This window comes from Microbacterium sp. KKR3/1 (genome assembly GCF_021272365.1).
GTDB lineage: Bacteria > Actinomycetota > Actinomycetes > Actinomycetales > Microbacteriaceae > Microbacterium > Microbacterium aurugineum.
On sequence record NZ_JAJSDW010000001.1, the window covers coordinates 1,472,574 to 1,487,754 of the forward strand.

General features: G+C 69.0%; 15 protein-coding genes. 5 read left to right on the forward strand and 10 right to left on the reverse strand.

Annotated features, from left to right (window positions below):
* Window positions 1–11 precede the first annotated feature (11 nt).
* Entirely contained in the window at window positions 12–1,685 is a 1,674-nt protein-coding gene (locus LVJ59_RS07075; RefSeq protein ID WP_232762491.1) for an ABC transporter substrate-binding protein, read from the reverse strand.
* A 163-nt stretch (window positions 1,686–1,848) separates the two neighbouring features.
* On the opposite strand from LVJ59_RS07075, the gene LVJ59_RS07080 reads away from it, so the two are divergent.
* On the forward strand, window positions 1,849–2,769 hold the full coding sequence (locus LVJ59_RS07080; protein ID WP_232762492.1) for a sugar kinase: 921 nt from the start codon (window positions 1,849–1,851) through the stop codon (window positions 2,767–2,769).
* A 27-nt stretch (window positions 2,770–2,796) separates the two neighbouring features.
* On the opposite strand, the gene LVJ59_RS07085 is transcribed toward LVJ59_RS07080, so the two are convergent.
* From LVJ59_RS07085 to LVJ59_RS07105, 5 genes are read right to left on the reverse strand one after another with little or no spacing between them, the layout of a single operon-like run.
* On the reverse strand, window positions 2,797–3,663 hold the full coding sequence (locus LVJ59_RS07085; RefSeq protein WP_232762493.1) for a MurR/RpiR family transcriptional regulator: 867 nt from the start codon (window positions 3,661–3,663) through the stop codon (window positions 2,797–2,799).
* 12 nt (window positions 3,664–3,675) lie between these two features.
* Window positions 3,676–5,187, reverse strand: a complete 1,512-nt coding sequence (locus LVJ59_RS07090) for a glycoside hydrolase family 3 protein (protein ID WP_232762494.1) — start codon at window positions 5,185–5,187, stop codon at window positions 3,676–3,678.
* Entirely contained in the window at window positions 5,184–6,017 is an 834-nt protein-coding gene (locus LVJ59_RS07095) for a carbohydrate ABC transporter permease (RefSeq protein ID WP_047520772.1), read from the reverse strand. The genes LVJ59_RS07090 and LVJ59_RS07095 overlap by 4 nt, the downstream gene beginning before the upstream one ends.
* Window positions 6,014–6,988, reverse strand: coding sequence for a carbohydrate ABC transporter permease (locus tag LVJ59_RS07100; protein WP_047520770.1), 975 nt, complete (start codon window positions 6,986–6,988; stop codon window positions 6,014–6,016). Before LVJ59_RS07100 ends, LVJ59_RS07095 begins: the two co-directional genes overlap by 4 nt.
* Before the next feature lie 15 nt (window positions 6,989–7,003).
* Window positions 7,004–8,290 (reverse strand): sugar ABC transporter substrate-binding protein, encoded by a 1,287-nt coding sequence (locus tag LVJ59_RS07105; protein WP_232762495.1) that lies wholly within the window; start codon window positions 8,288–8,290, stop codon window positions 7,004–7,006.
* 149 nt (window positions 8,291–8,439) lie between these two features.
* Here LVJ59_RS07105 and LVJ59_RS07110 point away from each other — a divergent pair, with 149 nt between their 5' ends.
* The 4 genes from LVJ59_RS07110 to LVJ59_RS07125 all read left to right on the forward strand — a co-directional run bounded on the left by LVJ59_RS07110 (window position 8,440) and on the right by LVJ59_RS07125 (window position 11,760).
* The gene (locus tag LVJ59_RS07110) at window positions 8,440–9,696 is read left to right on the forward strand and encodes an LCP family protein (RefSeq protein ID WP_232762496.1); all 1,257 of its coding nucleotides are present in this window, start codon (window positions 8,440–8,442) and stop codon (window positions 9,694–9,696) included.
* 29 nt (window positions 9,697–9,725) lie between these two features.
* On the forward strand, window positions 9,726–10,586 hold the full coding sequence (locus LVJ59_RS07115) for a spermidine synthase (protein ID WP_134353067.1): 861 nt from the start codon (window positions 9,726–9,728) through the stop codon (window positions 10,584–10,586).
* Window positions 10,587–10,697: 111 nt separating this feature from the next.
* Window positions 10,698–11,225: a hypothetical protein gene (locus LVJ59_RS07120; RefSeq protein ID WP_047520763.1), complete on the forward strand. Its 528-nt coding sequence runs from the start codon at window positions 10,698–10,700 to the stop codon at window positions 11,223–11,225.
* Between the two features lie 46 nt (window positions 11,226–11,271).
* A complete protein-coding gene (locus LVJ59_RS07125; protein ID WP_232762497.1) occupies window positions 11,272–11,760 on the forward strand; it encodes a SprT-like domain-containing protein in 489 nt (162 codons plus the stop codon).
* A gap of 7 nt (window positions 11,761–11,767) precedes the next feature.
* Here LVJ59_RS07125 and LVJ59_RS07130 read toward each other — a convergent pair whose 3' ends face one another.
* From LVJ59_RS07130 to LVJ59_RS07145, 4 genes are all read right to left on the reverse strand, one after another.
* Entirely contained in the window at window positions 11,768–12,190 is a 423-nt protein-coding gene (locus tag LVJ59_RS07130; protein ID WP_232762498.1) for a DUF3054 domain-containing protein, read from the reverse strand.
* Between the two features lie 66 nt (window positions 12,191–12,256).
* Entirely contained in the window at window positions 12,257–12,916 is a 660-nt protein-coding gene (locus tag LVJ59_RS07135; RefSeq protein WP_232762499.1) for a 2-phosphosulfolactate phosphatase, read from the reverse strand.
* An 18-nt stretch (window positions 12,917–12,934) separates the two neighbouring features.
* Window positions 12,935–14,395 (reverse strand): ABC transporter permease, encoded by a 1,461-nt coding sequence (locus LVJ59_RS07140; protein WP_232762500.1) that lies wholly within the window; start codon window positions 14,393–14,395, stop codon window positions 12,935–12,937.
* On the reverse strand, window positions 14,392–15,153 hold the full coding sequence (locus LVJ59_RS07145; RefSeq protein ID WP_047520748.1) for an ABC transporter ATP-binding protein: 762 nt from the start codon (window positions 15,151–15,153) through the stop codon (window positions 14,392–14,394). The genes LVJ59_RS07140 and LVJ59_RS07145 overlap by 4 nt, the downstream gene beginning before the upstream one ends.
* Window positions 15,154–15,181 lie beyond the last annotated feature (28 nt).

The window sequence follows — 15,181 nt, forward strand, 5'->3', positions numbered from 1 at the left end:
CACGGTCAGGCCTACTTGGTGAGGACGATGTCGGTGAAGACCTCGTCGTTCACGGGGCTGGCCGGGTAGCTCTCCACGCGCGGGTCGAACGCCAGGGTCGGCGCGGGGTGCGCGAGCGGGACACCGGGGATGAACGTGGCGACCATCTCGTTGATCTCCTCGTACAGCGCGGTCTGCTCCTCGAGGTTGGAGACGCCGCGCGCCTCCGTCAGCTTCTGGAACAGCTCCGGGTTGTCGAAGCCCCACTCGGAGCTCTTCTGTCCGAAGAAGACGCCGACGAAGTTGTCGGTGTCGTTGTAGTCACCAGTCCAGCCCAGCAGGTGGATGCCGTGGTCCGCCGTCCCGGTGGTGCGGTCGAGGTACTCGACCCACTCCTCCGAGACCGGGGTGGTCTCGACGCCGACTTCGGAGAGCTGCGACGACAGGACCGTGTAGATCTGCTCGGGGTCCGGCATGTAGGGACGCGACACGTTGACCGGGTAGTTGAACGTCAGCTTCAGTGGGTTCGCCTCGTCGTAGCCCGCCTCGGCCAGCAGCGACTTGGCCTTCTCGGGGTCGTAGTCGAAGGTCGTCACGTCCGGGTTGTAGCCGTTGACGACCTCGGGGACGAACTCGATCGCCTTCTGCGTGCCCTCGGGGAGCACCTGGCTGATCAGGGCGTCCTTGTCGACGGCGTACGACAGCGCCTCACGGACCTTCGGGTCCTGGAGCTCCGGGACGGCCTGGTTGAACGCGAGGTACAGGATCGTGAACGGCGGGCGCGAGACCATCGTGAACCCGTCGTCGGCGAGGGCCTTGGTGTCGGCGGGGCCGACGAGGTCGTAGCCGTCGATCGAGCCGGACTCGAGTGCCTGGCGGCGGGCGGTCGGGTCATCGATCGTGCGGAAGATGATCTCGTCGATCTGACCGGCATCGCCCCAGTAGTCGTCGTAGGCCTTGAGCGTGACCTGCTCGCCCGGTGCCCACTCCTCGAACTGGTACGGCCCGGTGCCCACCGGGTGTCCCATCGCGTACTCGGACAGCTGCGGAGCCTCGGCGGAACCGCTGACCTCGTCAGCGCCGAACTCCTGCATGGCCGACGGGCTCTGCATGGCGAACGAGGGCAGCGAGAGGGAAGCGACGAAGCCGGCGAACGGCTTGTTCAGGTCGACCGTGACCGAGTAGTCGCCGTCCGGGGTGCACGACTTGTAGACGGCATCCGCCGCGTTGGAGGCGTACCCCTTGAAGAGCTTGTTGTAGTAGTAGCCGAACGCCTCAGAGGCGGCCAGACCGGTCCAGTTGAACCAGCGGTCGAAGTTGGCGCAGACGGCCTCGGCGTTGAACGGCGTCCCGTCCTGGAAGGTCACGTTCTCCTTGAGCGTGAAAGTGTGCGACATGCCGTCCTCGGACGACTCCCACTTCTCGGCGAGGAGCGGCGCGGGGTCGGCGGTGCCGGGCTCGGTGCCGACGAGACCCTCGAAGATCTGTCGCGAGACGCGGAAGCTCTCGCCGTCCTGCGCGAACGCGGGGTCGAGGCTCGCCGGATCGGAGGACGCCGCGAAGACGAACGTCCCGTCCACGTCGCCGGAGCCCTCGGCGCCGTCATCTCCTCGTTCGCTCGCGACACACCCGGCGAGGGCGAGAGCGGCGATCGTGGCTCCGGCTGCGGCGATGAGACCTCGCCGACGCTTGACTGATTGGTGCATTGTGTGACCTTCCCTGTCGGGCGCTTCTTTGCGCGTCCCGAAGCCTCTTCGCCTCGGGGACGATGATGACTAGACGGTACCCAGCGGATCCTCAGATACCAAACGCATCCAGGTTGCAATCCGGTATCGGCGCGACCGGCGTCGATCCGGTAGTGTCCAGATCGTGCCCGACTCCCCCACGCTCGCCGTCTGCTTCGGAGAAGGCATGGTCGCCCTCGTCGCGGCCGCCGCGGGACCGCTCGAGGACTGCCGGACCTTCCACCGTTCCCTTGCGGGAGCCGAGTGGAACACCGCGATCGCTCTGGCATCCGCCGGTATCCGCACCGCCGTCGTCTCGCGCGTCGGCGATGACGGGTTCGGTCGTTTCCTCACGGCGGAGCTGCGCGCCCACGGCGTCGACGATTCCGCGGTGCAGGTCGACGCCGATGCGCCGACCGGACTCTATGTGAAGGAGCTCGCCCCGCGAGCGGATGGCGCGGTCGACGGCACGATGCACTACTACCGGTCGGGTTCCGCGGCCTCGGCGATGTCCGCGCAGTCGTTGGCCGAGCCGAGTACCTCCGCACTCCTCGCCGAGGCGGCACTCGTGCACACCTCCGGAATCACCCCGGCCCTGTCCGCATCGGCACTCGCGGCGCAGGAATCGCTGTTCGCCGACCGGCGTCCCGACAGTCTGCTCAGCTTCGACCTGAACTGGCGGCCCGCGCTGTGGCGTGGCCGCGTGGCGGAGGGGAAGGCGGTCGTGTCGGACTTCGCCCGCCGGGCCGACATCGTGTTCTGCACCCGTCCCGACGCCGAGGCGGTGTTCGGGACCAGTGACCCGCAAAAACTCCGTGCGCTCTTCCCCGAGCCCCGGTACCTGCTGGTCACCGACTCCGGTGGTGCCGTCGCCTACGACGGCACCGAACGTGCCGAGAGTGAAGCGCTCGACGCCCCCGTCGTCGAGACAATCGGTGCCGGGGATGCCTTCGCCGCCGGATTCCTGGCCGGCGTCCTCACCGGACTCTCGCTCACGGGAAGCCTCGCCCGCGGACACCGCATCGCGACGCGCGCGCTCGTCAGCACCCGCGACCACGTCGACTGACACGCCCTCGGCCCGGGAAGAGTGGCCTCAGGGCCTCCGTCGTGACGGAACCGCGTCGTGCGTGCGCTGCAACGACACGGCCACCGGTTCACCGCTGTGCTGCACGACGCGGACGAAGAGCACGTCGACCAGGGCGAGCTGGGCGATACGGCTCGACATCGCGGCCATCCGGAACGGCGACTCCCGCGCGTGCGTGAGCAGCACGACATCCGCCGCGAGCGCCACCGCTGAATCGGCCACGCTGGTCACCGCGACCGCCAGGGCTCCGGCGTCGCGCGCGACGTCGAGAGCACGGATCGTCTCGGCGGTCTCGCCGCCGTGCGAGAACGCGATCGCCACATCACCGGTGGTGCGCAGGGCGGCGGCGGTCACCGCGAGATGCGGATCCGAGGAGTGCGAGACCGAGCATCCGATGCGAGACAGCTTCAGCAGCAGGTCCTGCGCCGTCAGGGACGACGCCGCCTGCCCGAAGAGATCGATGTGCCGTGCACCGACCACCGCGCGGGCGACCCGGTCGAGGGCATCGGCATCGAGGGCGAGCGCGGTCTGCTCGATCGCGTCGATCTCCTGCGCGGCGAGCTTGGCCGCGATGGCCGTCGGCCCGTCCTCCCGGTCGATCGCCGTGGTGTCCAGGCCGAAGCGCGCCTGCTGCGCCTGCGCGAGCGTGATGGCACGCGCGACCGCGACCCGGAGTTCCCGATACCCGGAGTAGCCCAGGGACTGGGCGTAGCGGGCGACCGTCGACAGGGACGTGTGGCAGAGCTGGGCGAGATCGTTGATCGCGAGGTCCACGACGAGCGTGGGGTCTCCGAGGATCGTCTCGGCAACCCGTGCCTCTGCGGCACTCACCTTCGGAAGGGAGCGTCGCACCCGAGCGAGAACGTCATCGTCCATGGGGGTCCTGTCTCAGCCGGCGCTGTTCATCCTCTGCGTCACGGCGAAGCGCCCCAGGAGTGCTTCCCTCGCCATCTGTGCACCGAGCCTACTGGCAGCGGCGACCTCGATGGTGGGCAGCGGAAGGGGACTCCGCGTCGGAAGACCGACGTTGACGACGACCGCTCCGGGATCACGGACAGCCGCCCGCTCGACGAGAGAGCGCTGCGCGGCATCCGTGTCCGGCCTGTCGATCAGCAGCACCGTCGTACCGGGCGCCGCCGTGACCTCGTCGAGCACACGGTCCTGCTCCGGCAGGTCGGCGGACGCGACGTCCAGGCGCACACGGAGTCCGTCTGCGGCGAGGGCATTCGCCACGTACGATCCCGCACTGTCGACGGCGAGGGTCGACCGGCGGCGCGCGTCGATGACCGCGAGGGCCGTGGCTGCCTCGGGGGCATCGCCGGAGACCGTCACCGTCCGACGCACGATCTCCGCGGCGTCGTAGTCGTCCGGGTCGTCGTGCCCGAGCTCTGCGGCGGCGCGCAGCTTGGTGGCGAGTGCGGCGACGCGAACGGCCGCCTCCTCCACCCGCGCACGAGAGAGCGAGCCGTCGCGCAACGCGGCGACGATCCCGTCCCTGGCGGCGTGGAAGTCCCGTTCGTCCTGGTCCACAAGCGCTGCGTCGCCCGGGTTGGTCGGGTTACCGATGCAGAGGAGGTCGGCGCCGGCAGCGAGGGCGAGCGCCGCTCCCCCGCCGAGTCCGACCGTCTCGCGGATGGCGGCCATGTCCAGCGCATCCGTGATGATGACGCCGTCATAGCCCCAGTCGCGCAGCTTTCCGAGCACGCGGGGGTTGAGCGTCGCGGGCTGCTCGCCCCACGCCGGGACCACGATGTGGGCGGTCATCACGGCATCGACGCCGGCATCGACCGCCGCGCGGAACGGCTCCAGGTGCACCCGCTCGAACTCCTCGACGTCGAGAGTGATCTCGGGAAGGGAGTGGTGCGAGTCGAGGTGGGTGTCGCCGTGGCCGGGGAAGTGCTTCACGCACGCGGCGACCGCGGAGTCCTGGATGCCGTCGATCGTCGCGACCACGTGGCGGGAGACGAGCGCCTCGTCGTCACCGAACGCCCGCACACCGATCACCGGGTTGCGAGGGTCGGTGTTGACGTCGGCGACCGGACCGAGCACGACGTTCGCACCGACCGCACGCACCCGCCGGGCGAGTTCCGCGCCGGTCCGCTCCGAGGCGACCAGATCGTCGAGGAGCCCGAGCTGAGCGGCTCCGGGCACGGTGGAGCCGGTGGCGGATTCGAGGCGCGTGACGCTGCCGCCCTCTTCGTCGATGCCGATCAGGGCGTTCGGGTTCGCGTCGAGGATCTCGGCGCTCAAGGCCGGGAGTCCTTCGCCGACGTTCTGGCCGAAGTACACCACGCCGGCCAGGCCGTCGCGCAGTTCCTGGAGCAACCACTCGGGTGCTTCGGTGCCGAAGAATCCCGGCCACAGCACACCGTTCGCGAGGCGCTCGAGCTCGTCGGTCATCCCTTCACCGCTCCTGCGACCATGCCCGAGGCGAGCTTGCGCTGCACGAGGACGAAGAAGATCATGACCGGGACCGTGATGATGGTCGAGGCCGCCATGATGCTGCCCCAGTCGTTGGAGTAGAGGCCGAAGAACGACTTCAGACCGATCGAGACCGTGTACTGGTCGGTCTGCGCGCCGAGGATCGTCATCGCGAAGATGAACTCGTTCCACGCGGTGATGAAGCTGAAGATGCTCGTCGCGACCAGACCGGGCATGACCAGGGGCAGCAGCACCGAACGGAACATCCGCCACCAGCTCGCGCCGTCGATGTACGCCGCCTCTTCGAGCTCGACGGGGACGGCGGCCACGAAGCCGCGCAGCATCCAGATGCCGAACGCGAGGGACAGCGCGACGTACACGACCATGAGTCCGAGGATGCTGTTGAGCAGACCGAGGCTCTTGACCTGGAGGAAGAGCGGGATGACGAGCGCCTCGAGCGGCACCATCTGCACGATGAGGATCATCATCAGGATCATGGTGCGGAACTTGAACTTGAACCGCGCGACGGCGACCGCGGCGAGCAGACACACGAGCGCACTGACGAGCACGGTGACGAGCGCGACGATCGCCGAGTTGCGGAGGTAGGTGCCGAAGCCGCCCTCGGTCAAGACGAAGGCGAAGTTGTCCCACGTGAATTCCTGGGGGACCAACGACTGCCCGCCACTGGAGGCCTTGGCGTCGAAGGCGCTGGAGACCATCCAGTAGACGGGGAACAGGGTGAAGATCAGGACCGCGGCGACCGCGATGCCGGTGCCGATGCGGGAGCGGAGCCTCGGACGCGGGTTCACAGCTCGTCCTCCTTCATGAGGGAGCGGATGTAGACGATCGTGATGCCGATGAGCACGAGGGTGAGCAGCACGGCGAGAGCGGCACCGAATCCGTAGCGGTTCTGTCCGAAGGACTCGACGTAGGACCAGACACCGAGGTTCAGCACCTGACGGTTGCCGCCCCCACCGCCGGGCATCAGGTACACCTGTGCGAAGACTTTGAAGTCCCAGATGGTCGAGAGGATGATCACGACCGAGAACACGGGCCTGAGCGTCGGGAAGATGATCTTCCAGAAGCGGCGCCAGGCGCCCGCACCGTCGAGCGCTGCGGCTTCGAGCATCTCCTTGGAGACGCCGAGGAGGCCGGCCAGCACTGTGATCGCCACGAACGGGAAGCCGTGGTGGACCACGTTGAGGAGCACGATGGCGTAGAACGACCACTGGTTCGTGAACCAGTTGACCGGATCGCTCATGAGACCGAGGTCCATGAGGACCTGGTTGAAGATGCCGCGGTCGGCATCGAAGATGAAGGTCCAGACGTACGTGCCGGTCACGGCGGGCATCGCCCACGCGACCATGATGCAGCTGGAGACGATGACCCGCCAGGTCGTGCCGAGGCGTGCCAGGAGCAGGGCCACGAGCGTGCCGACGGCCACGGTGACGAACACCGCGACAGCGGCGAACCCGACCGTGTTGGGCAGCACCACCGTCCAGAGAGTCGGGTTGGTGAGCGCCTCGACATAGTTGTCGAAGCCGATCCAGTTGTTCTCCCCGGTGTTGATCTCACGCAGGCCGTAGTCCTGCAGCGAGTAGATGAACACCTGGACGAGCGGCCAGAGCATGAGCACCGCGAGGATGGCCAGCCCGGGCGCGAGAAGGAGCCAGGGGCGGGCCGCGACGATCGAGAGACCGCGTCGCTTCCGGCCGCCGGCCACGGAGGCGGAGGTGGACTCCGCCTTCGTGGCCGGCAGTGGCGCTTGCACCATCGACATGGAAGGGATGCTTCCTTACTGGTTGAGCAGTTCGGTCATCTCGGCGGCGGCGTCCTTCGTCGCGGTGGCGACGTCCTTCTGCCCGCTGAGGATGGCCTGGATCATGGAGTTGGTCGTCTTCTTCGCCTGCACGGCGCCGAAGTTCGGGGTGACCGGCACGGATGCGCCGCCGTCGACCATCTGCTCGGCGAACGGTGCGACGAGCGGGTCGGTCGAGGAGAGGGCCTCCTCCATCGCGGACTGCACGCCCGGGAAGTAGCCGGTCTCGTTCGACCACTGCTCGGCGAACTCACCGGTGGTGACGAGCTTCACGAACTCCCACGCCAGGTCGGCGTTCTTGGTCGTGTTGAAGATCGAGAGGTGCGATCCGCCCAGCACGGACGGGGCGATGCCGCCGTCTTCGCCGGGGATGACCGCGGCGCCGATCTTGCCTTCGAGCTCGGGGTTCGCCTCGATGAGCGAGTTCGGCGTCCAGGAGCCGGAGAGCATCATGGCGACGTTGCCCTGCGTGAACGCGTCGCGGAGGTCGGTCTCCTTCCAGGTGGTGGCACCTGCGGAGGAGAAGCCGTGCTCGGTCGCCAGGCCCGTGTAGAACTCGATGCCCGCCTGCGACTCGGCGCTGTCGAGCTCGCTCGTCCAGGTGTCGCCGTCCTTCGTGGCGATCTCGCCGCCCGCACCCCAGACCCAGGGGTAGACCTGGAACTCGGCGTCACCCGGAACCGGGAACGGCAGCATGTCGGGCTTGGCCGCCTTGATCGCGTCACCCGCGGCGACGATGTCGTCCCACGTCTTCGGAGCGTCGAGACCGAGTTCCTCGAACACGTCGGCGCGGTAGACGAGCGAGCGGACGCCGGCGTACCAGGGCATGCCGTAGAGCTCACCGTCGTAGGTGCCGGCGACCTCGAGGCCCTCGACCAGGTCGCCGCGCAGGTCCTTCTCACCGTCGACGTACTCGTCGATCGGGAGGAGTGCTCCGGCGTCGGCGAACTCAGCGGTCCAGGTGGTGCCGGTCTCGGCGATGTCGGGGGTCGTGCCACCGGCGATGGAGGTCACGAAACGATCGTGAGCGTCGGCCCACTGGATCTCCTCGATCTTGACCGTCGCACCGGTCTCCTTCTCGAAGGCTGCCGAGACGTCATCGTAGAAGGCGGTCGCGTCGGGGTTGGTGCCCTTCATGATCCAGACGGTGAGCTCCTTGCCCTCACCGTCGGCCGAACCGGTGTCGCTGCCGCCGGCGCAGCCGGCGAGGGCGAGCGTGGCCACGGCGCCGAGCGCCACGGCCGAGAGAATGCGCTTGTGCATTGCGGGGATCTCCTCTTTGAAAGTCCTGGAAAGCATCGGGTACTCACCGGGGGTTAGGAAAAAGTATCCACGACTAACTAATTCCCTGCAAGTTGCTCCCACAATCGTCATGTGGCCGTAACATCAGCTTCCCCCGGTAGGCTCCCCGGATGGTTCGCCGCACTCCTGACAAGGACCGTTCGACGGTCGCCCGCCACGCGACGCTCCCCTCTCCCGGGCCCGCCAGAGGTTTCCTGAAGATCGCCGGGATCACGCTGGGCGTCGTGCTCGTCTCCGCGATCGCCGTCGCCGCTTTCGTCGTGACCGACTACTTCAACCGATTCAACGACGGTGCCGTCACGCTGGAGGGTGCGCCGGAGGTCGAGCCGCCGTCGATCAGTGCCTACCCCGGCGAGTTCAGCATGCTCATCATCGGGACCGACGAGTGCGGTGCGGTGTCGACGGGCCTGCTGGGTGAGCGCTGCTCCGAGGCTGACGGCGGAATCCTCAACGACGTGAACCTGCTCGTGCACGTGTCGGCGGAACCACGCAAAGTCACGGCGATCTCGCTCCCCCGCGATCTGATGCTCGAGACGCCGGAGTGCACCCTGCCCGATGGGTCCGTCGCCTCGGCCACGAGCAAGACGCAGATCAACTCGATCTTCCAGCGGGCCGGACTGTCCTGCGTGGCGAAGACGGTGACCGAGCTCACGGGCATGGAGATCCCCTTCGCCGCCAAGATCGATTTCGACGGCGTGATGGAGGTGACCGATGCGATCGGCGGCGTCGAGGTGTGCATCGGCGGCGACGGCATCCGAGACAGCCACACCGCTCTCGACTGGGCGCCGGGCCCCCGCACCGTCTCCGGCTACGAAGCCCTCCAGTTCATCCGCACGCGGCACGGCGTCGGCGACGAGAGCGACATGGCGAGGGTGTCGAACCAGCAGCAGTACATGTCGCGCCTGGTGAAGAAGATCATGAGCGACGAGGTCCTCACCGACCCCGGCAAGGTGCTCGGCCTCGCCAACACCGTCGTCGACAACATCGACCCGAGCGACCAGCTGGCCAACCCGGTGCGTCTGGCGCAGCTCGCCCTCTCCATCAAGGATGTGCCGTTCTCCGAGTTCGTCTTCGTGCAGTATCCCGTGTTCGAGGACCCGGACGATTCCGACCGCGTCATCCCCAACCGCGAGGCTGCCGCGACGATCTGGGATGCGCTGAAGGCCGGCCAGTCGGTGCAGCTGACGGGCAAGGCCAGCAACAACGGCGGCGTCGAGCTCGTCGACCCCGCGCCGGGAACCGATCCGGAGGCACCGGCGACCGAGACGCCCCCCACCGGGACACCCTCGCCGCGTGCCACGCTCGACCCGGCCATCTCCGGCCAGACGGTCGAGCAGGAGACGTGCGCCAACGGCAAGCTGCGCTGACCCCCTCCCCGGAGCGTAGGCTCGTGCCCATGGGCCGGACGAGATCGCGCGACACCGAGCACCCGCAGGCCCGACTCGATCATGGCGGCATCGCCGGTGTCATGCCGTCGGAGTTCACCACGGGCTTCGAGCTGATCGTCGACGGCACCCCGCAGTCGCACGTCGACCTCGACGACCCGACGCACCTGCACTTCGAGTACATCGTGCGCATGGGGGCGGTGATCGATCAGCTCGCCGCAGGCCCGCTGACCGCCGTGCACCTCGGCGCCGGCGCGATGACGATCCCCCGCTACATCGAAGCGACGCGCCCCGGCTCCCGCCAGCAGGTCATCGAGCTGGAGGCTCCGCTGGCACAGCTGGTCCGGGAGCACCTCCCGCTGCCGAAGGGCGCCTCCATCCGGATCAGGATCGGCGATGCGCGGGCGGGCGTCACGAAGCTTCCGAACGCACTGCGGGCGAACTGCGACCTCGTCGTCTCCGACGTCTACTCGGGAGCACAGACGCCCGCGCACCTCACCAGCGTCGAGTTCTACCGCGAGCTCGCGGAGCTGCTGGCTCCCGGCGGCGTGCTCCTCGTCAACGTCGCCGATGGTCCCGGCCTCGCCTTCGCCCGGCGCCAGACGGCGACGATCGCGGAGGTCCTCCCGGAGGTCGCCGTGCTCGCCGACACCCAGGTGCTCAAGGGCAGACGATTCGGGAACCTCGTGATCGCGGCGTCCGCCGCTCCCCTGCCGACGGAATGGCTGCCGCGGATTCTCGCCGCCGGCCCCCACCCCGCGAAGATCGCCCAAGGCGCCGAGGTCGAGACGTTCACCCAGGGCGCCCGCATCGTCACGGATGCGGATGCCGTCGCCTCACCGCGTCCCGACGCCTCGCTGTTCTTGCGCTGAGCCGGCCGATCCGGCACAGCGACGACGCCGGATGCGGCGACCAGGGCGCGCCGCCGGGACGACCCCGCGACCGGAAGGCAGACTGGACGGGGACGCTGCGGAAGGAGAGCAATGAGTTTCATCCGGGGATACGACCAGGAGACCCTCCGCGAGGTGGTCGATCTCGACGAGTGCGCGACCCGTCTCGCGGAGATCGAGGGGCAGCGGAGCCTGCCCGCACTGCTGGAGCGGGTCTGGCTGTTGAAAGTGCTCGACCGCCTGGATGAGGCGCTCGCGCTGGCCGACGAGACGGTCCGCCAGGCGCGCATGGCCGGCACCCGCAAGGACGTGCTCCGCGCTCGCGTGCTGCACGCGACGATCCTGCAGTATCGGGGAGCGCATGCTGCTGCCGAACAGGAGCTGGCGACCTGCGCGACCGAGGCCGAGGGACAACGGTGGCTGTCGATCGCGGCCTTCGCGTATCAGCACCACGGCAAGAACGCCTACGACGCCGGGGACTTCGAGACCGCCCGGGAGAGCTTCAAGCAGTCGCTGTTCCTGCGTCGCGAGTCCGGTGCACAGGACAGCGAACTGGAGACCGCGCTGCTCGCGATCGAAGCGGCCGAGCGGCATCGTCCCTCGCAGCTCATCGCGGGCTGAGGCGTCCCGCGACCGCGATGTCGGTCGCATGGCTTACCCTGATCGCATGGCGGAACTCGACCGTGTGCGCGTCTGGGGCGAAGCACTGATCACGCTGCATCTCGATGACAGCTGGTCCTTCGGCTTCGACAATGCCAAGCGCCGTGCCGGGCAGTGCGACTACACGAAACAGCGCATCACGGTCTCGCGCTATCTGGCCGCGCGGTTCGATGACGACGAGATCCACCAGGTGCTGCTGCACGAGGTCGCGCACGCCCTCGCCGGTCACGCGGCGGCGCACGGACCGGCGTGGAAGCGCGTCGCGCGCGACCTCGGATACGTCGGCGGCACGACGCACCACGGAGAGACCGCCGTCGAGCTCGCCCCCTGGGTGGGAAGCTGTCCCGCGGGTCACGTGACGTACCGCCACCGCCGACCGACCCGCCCCACTTCATGCGCGCGTTGTTCGCGCACCTACGACGCCCGACACCTGTTCGCCTGGACGCGGCGCGAGATCTCGTCCGACGTGCGTCTCTCCGCGCAGATGCCGCGCTGACCGCGACTCAGGTGACCGGGTCGCCTGGGTCACCCTGCTCGGTCGAGTCCGCGAGGTCGTGGTGAGGGGCGGCGCCACGTCGGCGGCGAAGCAACGCCGCGATCCCGCGCCAGCCGACGAGGAACGCGCCGAGGACCAGCGTCGCGACGATGATGAACGGCACCTCGGCGGTGTCACCGCTGAGCACGCGGATGAGCATTCCGCCTGCGACCGTCACGATCCACACGACCACGCCCCACAGGACGGACCACGGGCGGCGCGGCCTCCCCGGGAGCAGAGCGGCGAGGAGATGCCCGAGGAGCACCGCGATCAGGAAGGGCCAGGCGGTGAGCAGGAACCCGGCGGGGTTCTCATCATGCGAGGCCCGGCCGATTACAGCGAAGACCAGCACGAGCACGATGTCGACGATGACGGCAGGGAGGTACCTCATGCCACGACCCTACGTGCCCTGAGCCGAACCGGAGCCTCCCTCGCCGCACGAGTCCGCGCCGGGGGATCAGGCGAACGGGACGAAGGCCCCCGCCCGCAGCACCGGGACGACGTCGACCGCGTCGAGCGCGGCAGCGTCCGTCGTCGACGTCGGCACCAGACCGGCTGCCTCGATGCGGGTGGTCGCCTCGACGCCCCCGGCGAGCTCGCGCCCTGACCCGCTCGCGCCGATCATGTGCCGCAGGGCGCCTCGCAGGGCACGGAACCCCTCGGCAGCGACCGCCGCATCCGGGGCCGTGTGATCGATGCCGCGATCCGAGAGGGCCAGGACGATCGCCCCCGCGCCGAGCTGGTCCTCGACCGCGAACCGCAGCGTTCCCTCCGCATCGGCCTCCCCCGCGGCGATGATCGCGACCGAGGTGCGCGCCTGCCGCCGCTCCTGGAGCGTCTGCACCGCACGTGCCACGGCAGAGGCGTTGCGAACACCGCCGATCAGCACGGTCGCATCAGGTGCTGCCGCCGCGGCCACTGCGGCGCCGTTCCGCGACCAGCGCTCCGCCTCCGCCAGCACGACCTCCGTGCCGGACACCACCGCATCGATGACCGTGGAGGAGAACCGCAGCACATCCACGACCACCACGATGTCAGTGGGGGCGAGGCGGGCGAGGCCCGCGGTGCCCCACTCGAGACGAACCTGATACGTGGACTGATCGAACGGCGACGGCATCCGACCAGCCTAGAGGCGTCAGTCCGCTGCGAGCGCCTCCACCGGAGCCACCCGCGTCGCCAGGCGGGTGGGCGTCGCCGCGGCCACGAGGGTGAGCACGGCCGTGGAGGCGACGATGATCGCCACCGGGATCCACGGGATCTGCGGTGCCACGAGGCCGGCGGGGACGAAGTCGGGCAGGGTCGGGACGGATCCCAGGAGCGACTGCGCGGCGATCCAGCCGTACACGATGCCCAGCACGAGTCCGGTCAGCGTCGCCGCGACGGTGATGTGCGTCGCCTCCAAGAGGACCATCCGCCGCACCTGCCCGTTGGACAGACCGATCGAGCGCAGCAGACCGAGTTCGCGACGGCGCTGCACGACACCGATCGTGAGCAGGTTCACAAGCCCGACCGCGGCAATCACGGCGGAGACGGCCACGAGCACCATCATGATCGCGGCGAAGGCGTCCATCGGGGCGAAGAACTCATCGGGGACCTCTCCCGTGACCTGGCTCATCATCAGACGCTTCGCGGACTCGAGCGCGACAGCGAACATCGTCACCAGGGTCACCCCCATCACCACGCCGATCGCCATCCGCGACGAGCGCTCCGGATACCGCAGTGCGTTCTCGGCGGCGAGTCGCGCGGTGGCGCTCGACCCGAACATCCGCCCCACCAACCGCAGCACGGGCGGCATGAACAACACGGAGCCGAGGGCCAGGCCCGTGAACGAGAGCACCCCGCCGAAGAAGGCGACCACGACGCCGAGGGGCGTCATGAGGCCGATCACCACCCCACCGGCCAGCAGTGCCGCACCGGTGAGGAGCAGGATCCAGGCGCCGATGTGTCGTCCCTGTGTGCCCGAGACCTCCTCGTGCGTGCGTTCCACGGCGCCGCCGAGGGCCTGCAGCGGGGTCACCGAGAGCACCCGTCGCGAGCCTGCCCAGGCTGCGGCCCAGGTGGTGAGCGCCACGCCGACCGCCGGAAGCGCCACGAACGGCTGCGCGAGGGAGAAGGAGGTCGGGACGTTGTCGAGGAACCGGGCGCCGACCTGGACCCCGATCGCCGCCAGCACGAGTCCGGCCAGAAGGCCGAGTCCCGCACCGATCAGCCCGACCACGAGGCCCTGCGTGCCCACCTCGGCCCGCTGCGAGCGCGCCGTCGCTCCGATCAGACGGAGGAGAGCGATCTGCCGGGTGCGCCCGGCGATGATCGTCGAGAAGGTGTTCGCCGTGACGATCGCCGCGACATACATCGCGACCACCGTCAGCAGCACCGACAGGAGCGCGACGACGAACGCGAGCGTCCCGCTGTCGCCGATGAACGGGTCGGCCTGCAACACGGCGCCGATGTATGCGGTGATCTCCACGAGGAGCACCCCGAACGCGGCCGACAGTGCAGCCACAAGGATGCTGGCGCCCATACCGCGATCACGCAGCCACGCCAGACGCGGTCCGGTCGCCCGACTCTCGGGGACGACCGACGCGACGGCGGTCACGCGGCCACCTCCGCGGCGAGCATGTACGCGGAGATCTCCTCCGCGGTCTGCCGGGGGTGGTCCGCGACGATGCGGCCGTCTCCGAGGTACAGCACGCGGTCGGCGTGACTCGCGGCGATCGCGTCATGCGTGACCATCGCGATGGACTGCCCATGCTCCCGGCTCGCCGTGGCGAGCAGACGCAACACCTCTCGGCCTGTCTTCGAGTCGAGGTTCCCGGTGGGTTCATCCGCGAACACGAGGTCGGGCGCGGTGGCCAGAGCGCGGGCGATCGCGACCCGCTGCTGCTGCCCGCCCGACAGCTGATGGGGCCGGTGGTTCAGGCGCGAGCCGAGGCCGAGGGTCTCGATGAGGCCGTCGATCCTGGCGCGTTCGATCGCACTCGGACGCCGGCCGTCGAGCTCGAACGGCAGCATGATGTTGGCGCGTGCGTCGAGCGTGGGGACGAGGTTGAACGCCTGGAAGATGAAGCCCACGCGACGGCGGCGCAGGATGGTGAGGTCGATGTCACCGAGCCCGGTGATCTCGGTGTCGCCGATCCACGCACGGCCCTCCGTGGGGCTGTCGAGCCCCGCCATGATGTGCATCAGGGTGGACTTCCCCGAGCCGGAGGGCCCCATGATCGCGGTGAACTGTCCGCGGCGGATGCCCACGCTGACATCGTCAAGCGCACGGACGGTGCCCTCGCCCGAGCCGTAGGTCTTCTTCAGGTGCTGGACGCGGGCGGCGAGCCCCATGTCGGTGGTCGTGATCTCCATGCCTCCGACGCTATTTCGGTCGCTGCCT

What these genes read in the sequence shown, in the direction of transcription:
- LVJ59_RS07125 (WP_232762497.1), top strand. Translation starts at nt 11,272, where the DNA reads ATGGCGGAACTCGACCGTGTGCGCGTCTGGGGCGAAGCACTGATCACG.
- LVJ59_RS07135 (WP_232762499.1), bottom strand. Translation starts at nt 12,916, where the DNA reads ATGCCGTCGCCGTTCGATCAGTCCACGTATCAGGTTCGTCTCGAGTGG.
- LVJ59_RS07130 (WP_232762498.1), bottom strand. Translation starts at nt 12,190, where the DNA reads ATGAGGTACCTCCCTGCCGTCATCGTCGACATCGTGCTCGTGCTGGTC.
- LVJ59_RS07145 (WP_047520748.1), bottom strand. Translation starts at nt 15,153, where the DNA reads ATGGAGATCACGACCACCGACATGGGGCTCGCCGCCCGCGTCCAGCAC.
- LVJ59_RS07090 (WP_232762494.1), bottom strand. Translation starts at nt 5,187, where the DNA reads ATGACCGACGAGCTCGAGCGCCTCGCGAACGGTGTGCTGTGGCCGGGA.
- LVJ59_RS07100 (WP_047520770.1), bottom strand. Translation starts at nt 6,988, where the DNA reads ATGTCGATGGTGCAAGCGCCACTGCCGGCCACGAAGGCGGAGTCCACC.
- LVJ59_RS07110 (WP_232762496.1), top strand. Translation starts at nt 8,440, where the DNA reads ATGGTTCGCCGCACTCCTGACAAGGACCGTTCGACGGTCGCCCGCCAC.
- LVJ59_RS07105 (WP_232762495.1), bottom strand. Translation starts at nt 8,290, where the DNA reads ATGCACAAGCGCATTCTCTCGGCCGTGGCGCTCGGCGCCGTGGCCACG.
- LVJ59_RS07075 (WP_232762491.1), bottom strand. Translation starts at nt 1,685, where the DNA reads ATGCACCAATCAGTCAAGCGTCGGCGAGGTCTCATCGCCGCAGCCGGA.
- LVJ59_RS07120 (WP_047520763.1), top strand. Translation starts at nt 10,698, where the DNA reads ATGAGTTTCATCCGGGGATACGACCAGGAGACCCTCCGCGAGGTGGTC.
- LVJ59_RS07085 (WP_232762493.1), bottom strand. Translation starts at nt 3,663, where the DNA reads ATGGACGATGACGTTCTCGCTCGGGTGCGACGCTCCCTTCCGAAGGTG.
- LVJ59_RS07115 (WP_134353067.1), top strand. Translation starts at nt 9,726, where the DNA reads ATGGGCCGGACGAGATCGCGCGACACCGAGCACCCGCAGGCCCGACTC.